We start from the raw sequence: 12,801 nt of genomic DNA on the forward strand, positions 1-12,801 counted from the left end.
GGGCCCGTGATTTCTGGTCACGGCGGGGGCGGTGGGGCAGCATGGCCCGCTATGCGCAGAGGTCTCCTGCACGCCGGCGCGTGGTCGCTCGCCACGGGCGCGGCGGTCACGCTGTCGTGGTGGGGCGTGCACACCGTGATGGCGGGCACGGCCTACGATCCGCCGCGCGCCCTGCCGCTCGCGGCGGAGCACCCGGAGGGCGCGGTGTCGTCGTCCACGCACCGGCCCGAACCGGAACCCGCCGTGCGGCCTTCGAAGCCGTCGCGGTCCGCCGCCGCCCCCGAGCCGTCGCGGAAGCCGCCGAAGTCACCGAAGCCGCCGAAGCCGCGGGACCCGGCGCCCCGGACGTCCCCTCCCGCCAAGCCCCCGCCCGGCCAGGTGAAGACCTACTCCACCGACGGCGGCCGGGTCGTGTTCGACCTCGGCGGGGACGCCGCCACGCTGGTGTCGGCGTCGCCCGCGACGGGCTGGTCGATGCAGGTGTGGAAGGCCCCGGCGTGGATCCGGGTGGAGTTCACGTCGGGCGCGGACCGCGTCTCGGTGTTCTGCGCGTGGCACGACCGGGCGCCACGGGTCGACGTCACGACGTACTGAACCGCGGCCCCGGGCGTGCTCAGCGGAACACGGAGGGCGGCGGCGCGGGCGAGGCCACCGCGCTCGCGTCGGTGACGGCGGCCGCCCCGCCGCCGAAGTCGACGAGGGCGCGCCCGTGTTCGACGCGCGCCGGGTGCGGGTCGCTCGCGCTGCGCCGGGTCAGTTCGGCGATGGGCAGGGGGCGCGCGGAGGCGAGGAGCACGGCGTTGCCGAAGCGCTTGCCGCGCAGCACGGCGGGGTCGGCGACGAGGGCGAGCTCGGGGAAGACGGCCGCGGCGGTGGCGAGTTGGCCGCGCAGATAGCCGAGCGGCGGGCCGTCGGCGAGGTTGGCGGCGTAGTGGCCTTCGGCCTTCAGGACGCGGCGTACGTCGCCGAGGAACTCCACGGACGTCAGGTGCGCGGGGGTGCGGGCGCCGCTGAACACGTCGGCGATCACCAGGTCCGCCCAGCCGTCCGGCACCTTGGCGAGCCCCTCGCGGGCGTCGGCGCCGCGCACCCGCACGCGTGCCTGCGGGTCGAGGGGCAGCGCGCGGCGCACCAGGCCCACGAGGGCGGTGTCGCGCTCGACGATCTGCTGGGTGGAGCGGGGGCGGGTCGCGGCGATGTAGCGGGCGAGGGTGAAGGCGCCGCCGCCGAGGTGCAGCACGTGCAGCGGGTTGCCGGGCGGGGCGGCGAGGTCGGCGATGTGGCCGAGCCTGCGCTGGTACTCGAAGTCGAGGTACGCGGGGTCGTCGAGGTCGACGTACGACTGGGGCGCGCCGTCGATGACGAGGGTCCAGGCCTGGGCCCTGTCCCGGTCGGGCAGCAGCTCGGCGAGTCCGCCGTCGACCTCCTCGACCACGGCTTCCCGCGCCGTCTGCCGGCCCCGTCTGTTCCTCGCCATCGGGCCATTATCCCGCGCCCCTGCTTTTCGGCGCTCCGCGCCTCGTCCTCGAACGCCGGACGGGCTCGAAGACCTGGGTCAACGACAGTTGTCCGCTGCCTCGATCATGCGTTGGGCCTCGCCGAGGGCCGCGCGGAGGGCTGCGGGGTCCGTCACCGGGTCCGTCGCGCCCGGGGGGACCAGCCAGCCGGTGCCGGCGACCGGGGGCGGGGGCGTCGGGTCCTGGACGTCGGTGCCGCTGCCGCCGAAGGTCTGCGTGCAGGCGCTGCCCGGCAGGTCCCACGCGGCCGCCGTGCCGGGCGGCACCAGGAAGCCGAGGGTGTCGCAGCCGCCGTCGTGCAGGACGGGCCCCACGGCCTCCTCCCCGGCGCCCCGGCGCAGGATGTCGACGGCTTCGAGGCCCTGCCGCGCGGGCACGGTCACCAGGTCGCAGTGCTCGTGGGCGAGGTGGGCGACACCGGCCGTGGCGTACGGGGTGTGGGGGTTGTACGGGGTGTAGGCGGTGTGCGCGGTATGCGGGGCGGTCGGGGCGTGCCGTACGTACGGCTCGTGACTCCGGGGCCCGGGATGGGCGGGGCCGCACGGCTCGCCGCCGCCGGGTCCGGCGCTGCGGTCCTGGCTCGGCCAGTGCCGCGCCGTGGTCAGTGAGCCCCCAGATTCGCTGTTCTCCATGCCGACCTCCAACAAGGGAACCCCTCCTCGCCAGGGCGGAAGCCGCTTCGCTCCCTCTCCGCACTGGTTCAACGCGCGACCGCGTCAACGGCTACGGCGCCACGCCGCCGCAAAGGATGGCAGTTCATGGCAGATCACGGATGAGATATCCGGTTTGTAGCCAAACTCCACGTCATCGCCGGGTCACAGAGGGTACTTTCTTGCTCCGCCGGGACACGGCCGGGCCACGGGGCAGCGCGGGGGCGGGACGCGCGGCGCGGGACTCCAGCGGTTCGTCGGCACGGTCCCCCCACGAGAGGGCCTCGGTCCCCACGAGAGGATCCGGCATGGCGTCGTCTTCCAGGGCTTCGTCCACTCCGCCGCCGCGGCCGAACCTCGCCTTCAGGCGGCTGCGCGGGCAGCGCTCACCGGGCGAGTTCGCGGCCCTGGTGCGGCGGGCCGCGCGTGAGATCGGCGAGCGGGTCAGCTGCGACGCGCGGTACGTCGGCCGCGTCGAGGCGGGCGAGATCCGCTGCCCCAACTACGCGTACGAGCGGGTGTTCCTGCACATGTTCCCCGGCCGGACGCTGACGGACCTCGGCTTCGCGCCGCGCTCGGCGGTCCGCGGCCGGGGGGCGCGCACGGACGCCGACGCGCCCGCGGCGCACGGCCTGGGCGGCATCCCCGCCCAGGGCGGGCTCCGGCACCACGAACAGAACCACTGCGACGAGGAGAGCGACGTGCGGCGTCGCGCATTCATGACCAGCGGCACAGCCACCGTGGCGGCCGCATCCCTGACGACGCTGCCCCTGAGCGGCACCGCGCAAGCCGCGGCGGGCACGGTCCCACGCCCCCGCACGGCGGGCGAGGCCGAGGTGTATGCGGTGGAGGAGGCGGTCCGCAGGATCCGGCTGCTCGACGACCGGCACGGCGCCGACGGCCTCTACCGGCGCGCCGCCACTCCGCTGCGCACCGCCTACGCCCTGCTCGACGCGGGCACCGCACGCCGGTCCACGGCGGACCGGCTGTACACGGGAGCGGGCGAGCTGGCCATCTCCGTGGGCTGGCTCGCGCACGACTCGGGCCGCTTCGACGACGCCCGCTCGCACTACGCGGAGGCGCTCGCGACGGCCCGGATGGCCGGGGACCCCGCCCTTGAGGCGCACGCCTTCTGCAACACGGCGTTCCTCGCGCGCGACGCCGGGCGCCCGCGCGAGGCGGTGCGGGCGGCGCAGGCCGCGGCGCGGGCCGCCCGGCACGTCGCCTCGCCCCGGCTGCTGTCCCTGATCGCGCTGCGCGAGGCGGGCGGCTGGGCGGGGCTCGGTGACCGCGCGGGCTGCGAGCGGGCCCTGTCCCAGGCGCACGCCCTGTTCGACCGGGGTCCCGGTGCGCAAGACCCGGAGTGGATGACGTTCTACGGGCCCGCGGAGCTGGCGGGCCTGGAGGCACAGTGCTGGTCGGCGCTCGGCCACTGGGAGCGCGCCTCGCGGCACGCGCACCGGGCGGCGGACGTGGCGGCGGCACAGACGCCCGAGTTCACCCGGAACATCGCCCTGTACACCGCCGAGCTCGCCGACGACCTGGCCCGCGCGGGCCGCCCGGACGAGGCGGCGGCGGCGGGCCTGCGGGTGCTCGCGCTGCTCGACGAGGTCCAGTCGTCCCGCATCCAGGGGATGCTCGCCACCACCGCGCGCGTGCTGCTCCCGCACCGGCGCGCCAGCGGGGTGACCGACTTCCTGGAGCACCACGCGTCCCGCGCGCGTGCCTGACGGTGCGGCCGTTCAGCCGCCCAGGTGCCCGGTCTCGTTCCAGGACTCGAGCGCGGGCTCCCCGTACGCCCAGCCAAGGACCGAGAGGGACGTCGGGTTGAGCCGGATGCGGGACGCGAAGGCGATGTCGTAGCCGAGCCAGCGGGCGCCGATGGCGCGCAGGATGTGGCCGTGGGCGAAGACGAGCACGTCCCGGTCGGCGCCGCGGGCCCAGTCGATCACCTCGTCCGCGCGCGCGGAGACCTGCGCGAGGGTCTCGCCGTCCGGTACGCCGTCGCGCCAGATGAACCAGCCGGGCCGGATCGCCTGGATGTCGGCCGGGGTCAGACCGTCGTACGCGCCGTAGTCGAACTCCATCAGGGCGTCCCACTCCGCCGCCCGGTCGCCGAACCCGGCGAGCTCGCACGTCTCCCGCGCGCGGGACAGCGGGCTGGTGCGCACCTCGACGCCGGGGAGGCCGTCGTAGGGCGCCCGGTGCAGCCGCTCGCCGAGCAGCTTGGCGCCGCGCCTGCCCTCGTCCAGGAGCGGGATGTCGGTCCTGCCGGTGTGCTTGCCGGACAGCGACCACTCCGTCTGTCCGTGCCGGGCCAGCAGGATGCGCGGTGCCATGAGGAGCCTTCCTAGGAGGAGCGGGGGTGGAGCAGGGAGCAGTGAGGCGAAGCGATATGTCAGAAATCGGCTAGGACAAAAGCGGACAAGTGATTGTCCGCTCCCTCATGTGCCCTTCTGTTTCCCTCCATCATCACTCACGCCCGCGAAGAGCAACCCGCGCGCCGATCTCTGCGTCTATGACCACCAGGGGATGGCTCGTCGGCCTTCGCGTACGCCGTAAAGTGACCCAGCGGCCGTACGCCGTGAGAACTGAGTGAGAACAGCGCGAACTGAGATGGGGGACCCACCGGATGCCGCAGACCGAGGCACAGGGCGCCGGCAACGGCGGCATATCCGGGCACCGGGTGCGGGGCGTACCCGGCCTCCGCCTGCGCTGGTGGACCGAGCTGCCGCTGATCCTCCTGGTGTACGGGGCCTACTCGGCGGGCCGCCTGCTGGCGCGCGGCGACGTGACGACGGCCGTCGACCACGGCCTGTCCATCCTGCGGGTCGAGAAGGCCCTCAACCTCAACCTCGAACACCCGCTGAACCGGCTGTTCACCGCCCACGCGTCCCTCGGCGTCCCCGCCGACTTCTGGTACGCGTCGCTGCACTACCTGGTCACCCCGCTGATCCTGATCTGGCTGTTCCGCAGCAGGGCCGTGCACTACGCCGCGGCCCGCACCTGGCTGATGGTCTCCACGCTGATCGGCCTGGTCGGCTTCTCGCTGATGCCGACCTGTCCGCCGCGGCTGCTCGACTCCGGCCACGGGTTCGTCGACACCATGGCGCAGTACAGCGACTGGGGCTGGTGGGGCGGCCAGGCCAGCGCCCCGCGGGGCCTCGGCGGCATGACCAACCAGTACGCGGCGATGCCGAGCCTGCACGTCGGCTGGTCCCTGTGGTGCGGCGTGATGCTGTGGCGGTACGGGCGCGGCCCGGTGGCGAAGACGGCGGCGGTCGCCTATCCGCTGCTGACCACGATCGTCGTGATGGGCACCGCCAACCACTACTTCCTGGACGCGGTCGCGGGCGTCGCCGTGATGCTCGTGGGGCTGCTCCTGGTCAAGCCGGTGCAGCGGCTCGCGGAGCGTGCCAAGTCCCGGCTGCGGCCCGTCGTCGCGGCGGCGCTGCCCGGCCGCTTCGGCTCCGGCGGTTCCGGTTCCGGTTCCGGGTCCGGCGGCACCGCGCCAGCCGAGGGCGCGGACGAGCACCCGGTGCGGGCCACGAGCGCCACTTCCGGCGCACACGCCTCCGTTGTCAGTGGCGGATGCCAGACTTCCGCGGGTGAGCGAATTCCCCATCAGCGCAAGCTCGGTGCCGAGTCCGGCTCCCGCGGCCCGAGGAGCGCACGACCGGCAGGCCGCCCCGCGGACAGCGGGGACGGCGCTGCGGCGACGGCTGGCGGAGCTGCGCGGACCTGACGTACCGGCGCAGCCGCTCGACGCCCGCGCCCTCGCCGCGCTCGCGGCGAATCCGGGCTGCCACAGACGCGCGCTCCTGGACGGCGCGGGGGTGCCCAAGGCGGAGCTCGCGCGCTCGCTCGGCGCGCCCTCGGCCTTCGGGCAGTCCCAGTTCGCGTTCATGCGCGGGCACGCCTTCGAGGCGCGGGTCAAGGCGGACGGCGGCGCGGAGCTGCTCCGGCTCACCCACGCGCGCGTGGGCGGCGGCCCCGAGCCGGTGCCGGGCGAGGCGAGCGTGCCGGACCTCACGGCCGCGGGCCCGGTGGGCCGCGCGACCCGCACGGAGCTCGCCCTGCGCGAGGCCACGGCCGCCGGGGCCTGGACGCTGCTCGACCACCCCATGCTGGCCCTGGACGTCGCGGGCACGCCGGCCTTCCTCGAACCGGACGCGGTGGTGATCGCCCCGGACGGGACGTGGACGGTCGTCGAGATCAAGTCCTTCCCGATGATCGACGGCTCGGCGGACGCGGCGAAGGTGGGCGCCGCCGCCCGGCAGGCAGCGGTGTACGCCCTCGCCCTGGAGGACCTCGCCGCCCGGCTCGACGACCCGGCGCCCCGGGTGCGCCACCAGGTCCTCCTGGTCTGCCCCAAGGACTTCTCGAACCTGCCGACGGCGTCCCCCGTCGACATCCGCAAGCAGCTCTCCGTCACCCGCCGCCAGCTGTCCCGGCTCACCCGCGTCGAGGACATCGCGGCCGCGCTTCCGCCGGGCACCACGTTCGACGTCACCCGCTCCGCCGCCGAGCTGACCGCCGCGGTCGAGGCGGTCCCCGCGACCTACGCGCCGGAGTGCCTGGCGGCCTGCGAGCTGGCCTTCCACTGCCGTGCCCGCGCCCGCGCGGAGGGCGAGGTGACGGCGCTGGGGCGGTCGCTGCGGGGCGAGCTCGGCGCCCTGCACACCGTGGACCAGGCCCTGGCGGCGGCCCGGGGCGAAGCCGGGGATCCGGCTGACCCTGCGGTGGCCGCGCTGCGGGCGGCCGGGGCGCTGCGCGCGGAGGCCCTGGCGGGGAGGCCCGCTTGATCCCTCGCGGGGCGCCCCAGGCCCGCCCCTTCCCGAACCGGGGGCTCCGCCCCCGTGCCCCCGTTTGTCGGCGCTCCGCGCCTCGTCCTCAAACGCCGGACGGGCTGGATGCCCCGCAGACAAGGACCCCGAGGCCCCACACATGACTCTGATCGACAACCTGGCCCGGCTCGAAGCGACGGCCAGTGGGCGGGCTCAGCCGCGGGCCACGGTCCGTCACCGGCACCTGTCCCAGCGCCCTCTGGTCCTGGTCCCGCTGACCACGGCCGGGGAGGCGGGCGCCCCGCTCGGGGCCCTGATCGGCACCGAGCGCACGGCCCCGCACCTGCTCGTCGTCCCCCAGCCCCGCGACCGCGACCTCCGCTTCGCCTTCCTCGCCCGGCTCGCCGACGTCGTACTGCCGTACGTGGAGGCGTACGGCGACGACGTGGAGGCGGCCGAGCGCACGGAGACCGACCCGGAGACCGGCAAGCGCGTCAAGGTCGAGGTCGAGCTGTGCGCGGACGCGCCCCAGCTGATCGTGCCGAGCCGCGCGGGCGTCGAGTTCGTCCGGCTGCTCGGCCGCTCCATGCGGTTCCGCCGCACCGCCGAGCAGGACCCGGACACCCCGCATCCGGCGCCGCCGCGCGTGCCACTGCTCGGGCGCTGGCTGACGCACTTCGGGGAGCGGGCCCGCGTGCCCGGCGCGTCGCTGCTGCTCGCCATGACGGACCTGCTCGCACGGCACTGGGCGACGGGCCAGTCCAGCCTGGAGGAGCAGCACCTGGGCGCGCTGCTCGCCTGGATCGAGGCGCCCGACGGCACCTCGGGCGCGGCCGCGGCGCTGCGCGCCGAGCTGGCGAGGGACGCCGCGGGGCAGCTGCTGTGCCCGCCCGCGGGCCCGGCCACCGACCCGGCGTTCGACAACGACCTGCTGGCTCCGGCCATCGAGGCCTACGACCGCGCGCGGACGGCACTCGCCGCCGCCGAGGACGGCCTGGAGGCCGACGCCCGCCTGGCCGCCCTGACCGCCGCCGAGCGGGAGGTCCGCGCCCTCGTGGAGAGCCGCACCCGGCCCACCTGGGACGCGGTCTGGCGCGGTCTCGACGCCCTGTGCACGCTGCCGGAGGCCGCGCACGCCGAGGACCGGTGGCGCGGCGACCGCTGGTCGTACACCGCGCACCGCGACCGGGTCGCCGCGGGCGAGCCGCCGCAGCCGCGCCTCGACGACGCGGTGACGGCGGCCCAGAAGCTGGCCACGCGCGAGCGCGAGCAGGCGCGGCTCGACGCGCACGAGGCCCTCGACGACCCGCTGGTGATGGCCGGGCGGCGGCTGCGCGGCGAGGCGTTCGCCGGTGAGGTCACCCAGGTCGTGATGGCGTACAGCGAGGGCAAGTCGCCGCGCCCGCGCCCGCTGGTCACCGTGCGCACGGCCGACCGGCCGCACCTGGACGAGGGCGTGAAGGCGTACCGCTCCCTGGACGGCAAGCCGCAGACCGCGCACTTCGTGACGTACGACGGCGCCGACGACCTGCTGGTACTGCGGATCGTGGACAAGATGGGGCGCGGCAAGGAGCCCGAGCCCGGCTCCGTGCCCGCGGCGGGCGACCGGCTGTGCTGGACGCTGTTCGAGCACGAGCAGCGGGGCGGCCCGAAGCTGCCGGACCCGGCGGACACCCCCTGGACGCACGGCGGCCCGCCGGACGCGACCGCCGAGACCCCCGACCCCGTGACCGCGGAGGACACCCTGTGACCCCGGCAGCCCCCGCCGCCTTCGACCCGTCCGCCGCGGCCGCCCGCGCCACCGACGCGATCCTGCGCGACACGCTCGACGGTGCGCACCGCGGCGTCGTCGTGGACTCGCCGCCCGGCGCGGGCAAGTCCACGCTCGTCGTGCGGGCCGCCCGCGAACTGGCCGCCGCGGGCCGGCCCCTGATGGTGATCGCGCAGACGAACGCCCAGGTGGACGACCTGGTCCAGCGCCTCGCCGAGAAGGACCCCGAGCTGCCGGTGGGGCGTCTGCACAGCAGCGACTCCGACCCGTACGACAAGGCGCTCGACGGCCTGGCGAACGTGCAGAAGTCCACGAAGGCCGCCGACCTCGCGGGGCTCGACGTGGTGGTGTCCACCGCCGCGAAGTGGGCGCACGTGCGGGGCGTCGAGCCGTGGGGGCACGCGATCGTCGACGAGGCGTACCAGATGCGGTCCGACGCGCTGCTCGCCGTGGCCGGTCTGTTCGAGCGGGCCCTCTTCGTGGGCGACCCGGGGCAGTTGGACCCGTTCGCGATCGCCGAGGCCGAGCAGTGGGCCGGGCTCGCCTACGACCCGTCGGCCAGCGCGGTGTCCACGCTGCTCGCGCACAATCCCGAGCTGCCGCAGCACCGCCTGCCGGTGTCGTGGCGGCTGCCCGCGTCGGCCGCGCCGCTGGTGTCGGACGCGTTCTATCCGTTCACGCCGTTCCGCAGCGGTACGGGGCCCGGGGACCGGGCCCTGCGTTTCGCCGTGCCGTCGGACGGGTCGGGCCCCGACCGGGTGATCGACGAGGCGGCGGCCTCCGGGTGGGGCCTGCTCGAACTGCCCGCCCGGCACACGCCGCGCACCGACCCGGAGGCGGTGCGGGCCGTGGCCCAGGTGGTGCGGCGGCTGCTCGACCGGGGCGGGGCGGCCACGTCGGAGCGCGCGGCGGAGCCGGTGCCGCTGACCGCGGACCGGGTGGCGGTGGGCACGGCGCACCGCGACCAGGCGGCGGCGGTGCGCGCCGCGCTCGCCGCGCTCGGCGTGGTGGACGTGACCGTGGACACGGCGAACCGGCTCCAGGGCCGGGAGTTCGACGTCACGGTGATCCTCCACCCGCTGTCGGGGCGCCCGGACGCGACGGCGTTCCACCTGGAGACGGGGCGGTTGTGCGTGCTCACCTCGCGACACCGGCACGCGTGCGTCGTGGTCTGCCGGGCCGGAGTGGACTCACTGCTCGACGACCACCCGTCGACGGAGCCCGTACGCCTGGGCGTGACGGTGAAGTTCCCGGACGGGTGGGACGCGATGATGACGACGTGGTCGCATCTGGCCGAGCACCGGGTGCCCTGGCGTCCCTGATCACGCGTCGGCACCGGTCCTACCGGCACCCAGCGCATCACCGCCCAACCACCGGACGGAGTCCGGCACGCTTGCGGGGGTGACGGGGCGCAGTCCGCGGCCTCTTGCGGGGCAAGGGACAATGGGTCGCGGCACGTGGCGTACGAGGGAAGGAACGTGAAGATGGCGGAGTCCGAGGCCCAGGGCAAGCGCATGCGCCCCGCGCCGTTGCTCTTCGAGCCCGCGGAAGCCGCCGCCGACCCGGAGCACTTCTTCGATCTGGAGTCCATCGAGGACCCGCGGGAACTGCTCGCCCGGGCCACCGAGTTGACCCTCGCCTTCCGGGCGGCGACGGACCGCTCCGTGGAGTTCCAGGCCATCGCGGCCGCGCAGCTCGCCGATCCGCGGCGGTTCGACCGGCTCACCCCCGCGGACATCGCCGAGCGCGCCCAGTGGACCGAGGACTACGCCAAGAAGATGGTGGAGTTCGGCCGGGACCTGCTCCGCCGGGACGCCTCGGGCACCCCGTAGGCCCCGCCCCGCGTCCACGCCTCCCAGAAGCCCCCGAGAAGCCCCTCTGGCATATGCCGAGGGCGCACGGTACCCCACCCGCACGGCCGCTGTCCCGAGCTTCGGGAACTCTGCGGAACAGAGCGCTCACCGCCGGTACACGTAGTCGTCATGAGCCTCACCCTCCCCCACAGCCCGCAGCCCCGTGCGTTCGGCTCAGCGGCCGACGTGACCGCCGACGGCGCCACCTGGCTCACCTCCGCGGAAACGTATCCGCGCAGGGTCCTCGCCGACTGGCGGGCCCGGCCCCACGAGCCCGCCGTGCTGTCCTGCGGCAGCGCCTTCGACGTGGTGAGCGTGCCCGCCGTGTTCGGGCGGCGCATGGTCGACCGGCTCTGGCACGAGGGGCCGGGGTCGGGGCCCGTCGCCGTGCACCGCGGCCGCGTCCTGCTCTTCACCGCGCCGGGCACCGCCCAGCGCCTCCCCTCGCTGCTGCGCTGGGAGGAGTGGGGCTCCGCCGTGCCGTCGCTGCTCTGCCACGGGGCCGGGGACGCCGTCACCGTGCCGCCGCTCGCACGGACCGAGGACGACCGGAGCGGGTCACGCTGGGTGGTCGCCCCCGACACCCGCAGCCCCTGGCTGCCGGGGCCCGAGGTGGTCCTGTGGGCCTGCGTACGGGCCGCCCGGGGCACCGCGGAACCGGCGGTGCGTATATCGATTTTTCCCTCCGGCGATCAGGATGCTAAGGTCTACGACGTCAGCAGGCGCCGCTAGCTCAGTTGGTTAGAGCAGCTGACTCTTAATCAGCGGGTCCGGGGTTCGAGTCCCTGGCGGCGCACGATGACGATGGCGAGGGGCCGGAGTGATCTCGACGGTCCAGCCGCCCGACCGCGTACGGTCCGCGACCTCGATCCTGACCCCGGCGCCCGGCACCGTGAAGCTCTCCCCCGCGCGCACCGGCGCGTCCGCGAGCGGCGGATAGACCGACTCGCTCCAGCACGCCTCGGTGCGCGGGTGAGCGTCCACGACCTCGACGGGGCCACGACCCGACGCCGTGTCGCTGTGGACGCGGTAGACGAGGACGCCCTCGCTGCACGTCGCGTGGTCGTTGCCCGCGGGGCCCCGGGCCTCGATCGCGACGGCGCTGCCCCGGCCGGTGCGGATCACCGCGAGCTTGGTGCCGCCGACGCCGCCGCGGGCCGGGGCCGCCAGGGGTTCGAGGGTCAGCCTCCGGGGGCCGCCGCCCCGCACGCAGACCACCTGGCGCGGGTCCAGCCAGCCCAGCTTCCACTTGTGCCACCCGAACAGGTCAGGGGCCAGGCCGAACTGGCTGCCCATGACGTCCCAGTCGCCGACGTGCGTGTCCCAGTCGCCCTCGCCGTCGGTCGGCCGGTGGTACAGGTCCGGCAGGTCGAAGACGTGGCCCGTCTCGTGCGCGAGGACGTTGCGGTCCGGCGGATGGCGCTCGAAGACCGTGACGATGCGGCGGATCGAGGCGCCGTCGGCCCGCATCGGCCGGTCGAAGTTCACGACCTTCGTCGCGTCCGAGTCCACGCCCGGCGCGTCCGGGTCGGCCACGAGGTACACGATGTCGTACGCGGAGAAGTCCACGTGCGGATCGGCCGCGGCCAGCGCGTCCCGCAGGTAGGAGGCGCGCCGCTGGGCGTTCCAGTCGCGCTCTATGGCGTACGCGGTGGACGCCTTGGGCATCCGGATCCACTCGGACTGGGGATGGGCGCGCAACCGGAACCGCCCGTATGAGGCACGCGTGAAGAAGTCGCTGGTCTCGGGGAAGTAGTCCGCGGCCAGCTCCGCGGGCGTCGTCGCCGGTGGCGAGTCCGGGAACGACAGGAAGACCATGACGGCGTCGCGGCTCCGGGTGGGGCGCGGATAGGCGGCGTTCCAGGTGTCGAGGCCCTCCGAGTGGTGGGCGGCCGTGCGGCGCAGGGCGCACGGGCCCGCCGCGCCGTGGGCGATCGCGGGGCCCGCGACCAGGGACGTGGCGGCGACGGCGGCCAGGCAGGTGAACAGCGTGGCCGCGGTGCGCAGCCGCTCCCCGCCACGGGTGAGCCGCCAAGGGGAGAGCTGACGCTCCACGTCGACCTCAGGGTGCGGAATGCGGGACACCCCACCCACCCTGTGGTGGTTTGTTGAAGTTCGCCCAGTTTGTCTGACCTGACCGAGTGAACATGGTCGAGAAGGCGACACTCCCGGCGCTCACTCACCGTCACAAGCGGTCGTCGCAGAAAGAAAGCGGGGTCGGGC

General features: G+C 75.1%; 11 protein-coding genes, 1 tRNA gene and 1 pseudogene. 9 read left to right on the plus strand and 4 right to left on the minus strand.

Going from position 1 to position 12,801, the window contains the following annotated elements; all coding sequences use genetic code 11:
• The first annotated feature begins 51 nt into the window (after nt 1–51).
• Nucleotides 52–594 carry a hypothetical protein gene (locus IG74_RS0125755; protein ID WP_030681949.1) on the plus strand — a complete coding sequence of 181 codons (543 nt, stop codon included), beginning with the start codon at nt 52–54 and terminating at the stop codon, nt 592–594.
• A 19-nt stretch (nt 595–613) separates the two neighbouring features.
• Here IG74_RS0125755 and IG74_RS0125760 read toward each other — a convergent pair whose 3' ends face one another.
• Nucleotides 614–1,477 (minus strand): spermidine synthase, encoded by an 864-nt coding sequence (locus IG74_RS0125760; protein WP_030681952.1) that lies wholly within the window; start codon nt 1,475–1,477, stop codon nt 614–616.
• Nucleotides 1,478–1,555: 78 nt separating this feature from the next.
• Entirely contained in the window at nt 1,556–1,903 is a 348-nt protein-coding gene (locus tag IG74_RS0125765) for a hypothetical protein (RefSeq protein ID WP_030681955.1), read from the minus strand.
• A gap of 572 nt (nt 1,904–2,475) precedes the next feature.
• Here IG74_RS0125765 and IG74_RS0125770 point away from each other — a divergent pair.
• A complete protein-coding gene (locus tag IG74_RS0125770) occupies nt 2,476–3,897 on the plus strand; it encodes a hypothetical protein (protein WP_030681956.1) in 1,422 nt (473 codons plus the stop codon).
• A gap of 12 nt (nt 3,898–3,909) precedes the next feature.
• Here IG74_RS0125770 and IG74_RS0125775 read toward each other — a convergent pair whose 3' ends face one another.
• Nucleotides 3,910–4,506, minus strand: a complete 597-nt coding sequence (locus IG74_RS0125775; RefSeq protein WP_030681959.1) for a histidine phosphatase family protein — start codon at nt 4,504–4,506, stop codon at nt 3,910–3,912.
• 293 nt (nt 4,507–4,799) lie between these two features.
• On the opposite strand from IG74_RS0125775, the gene IG74_RS0125780 reads away from it, so the two are divergent.
• From IG74_RS0125780 to IG74_RS0125810, 7 genes are all read left to right on the plus strand, one after another.
• Nucleotides 4,800–5,912: a phosphatase PAP2 family protein gene (locus IG74_RS0125780; protein ID WP_030681962.1), complete on the plus strand. Its 1,113-nt coding sequence runs from the start codon at nt 4,800–4,802 to the stop codon at nt 5,910–5,912.
• Complete coding sequence (locus tag IG74_RS0125785) at nt 5,806–6,972, plus strand: hypothetical protein (RefSeq protein WP_051855389.1); 1,167 nt, start codon at nt 5,806–5,808, stop codon at nt 6,970–6,972. Before IG74_RS0125780 ends, IG74_RS0125785 begins: the two co-directional genes overlap by 107 nt.
• 142 nt (nt 6,973–7,114) lie before the next feature.
• Entirely contained in the window at nt 7,115–8,704 is a 1,590-nt protein-coding gene (locus tag IG74_RS0125790; protein WP_030681968.1) for a hypothetical protein, read from the plus strand.
• A complete protein-coding gene (locus IG74_RS0125795; RefSeq protein WP_030681970.1) occupies nt 8,701–10,047 on the plus strand; it encodes an AAA domain-containing protein in 1,347 nt (448 codons plus the stop codon). The genes IG74_RS0125790 and IG74_RS0125795 overlap by 4 nt, the downstream gene beginning before the upstream one ends.
• A gap of 162 nt (nt 10,048–10,209) precedes the next feature.
• The gene (locus tag IG74_RS0125800; protein WP_030681973.1) at nt 10,210–10,557 is read left to right on the plus strand and encodes a hypothetical protein; all 348 of its coding nucleotides are present in this window, start codon (nt 10,210–10,212) and stop codon (nt 10,555–10,557) included.
• Between the two features lie 150 nt (nt 10,558–10,707).
• The gene (locus tag IG74_RS48780; RefSeq protein WP_030681977.1) at nt 10,708–11,310 is read left to right on the plus strand and encodes a bifunctional DNA primase/polymerase; all 603 of its coding nucleotides are present in this window, start codon (nt 10,708–10,710) and stop codon (nt 11,308–11,310) included.
• Nucleotides 11,301–11,374: transfer RNA gene (locus IG74_RS0125810), tRNA-Lys, on the plus strand. The genes IG74_RS48780 and IG74_RS0125810 overlap by 10 nt, the downstream gene beginning before the upstream one ends.
• Before the next feature lie 20 nt (nt 11,375–11,394).
• On the opposite strand, the pseudogene IG74_RS48140 reads toward IG74_RS0125810, so the two are convergent.
• Nucleotides 11,395–12,633: pseudogene (locus IG74_RS48140) on the minus strand (M6 family metalloprotease domain-containing protein); the annotation flags it as partial.
• Nucleotides 12,634–12,801 lie beyond the last annotated feature (168 nt).

This window comes from Streptomyces sp. NRRL B-1347 (assembly GCF_000720325.1).
Classification (GTDB): domain Bacteria; phylum Actinomycetota; class Actinomycetes; order Streptomycetales; family Streptomycetaceae; genus Streptomyces.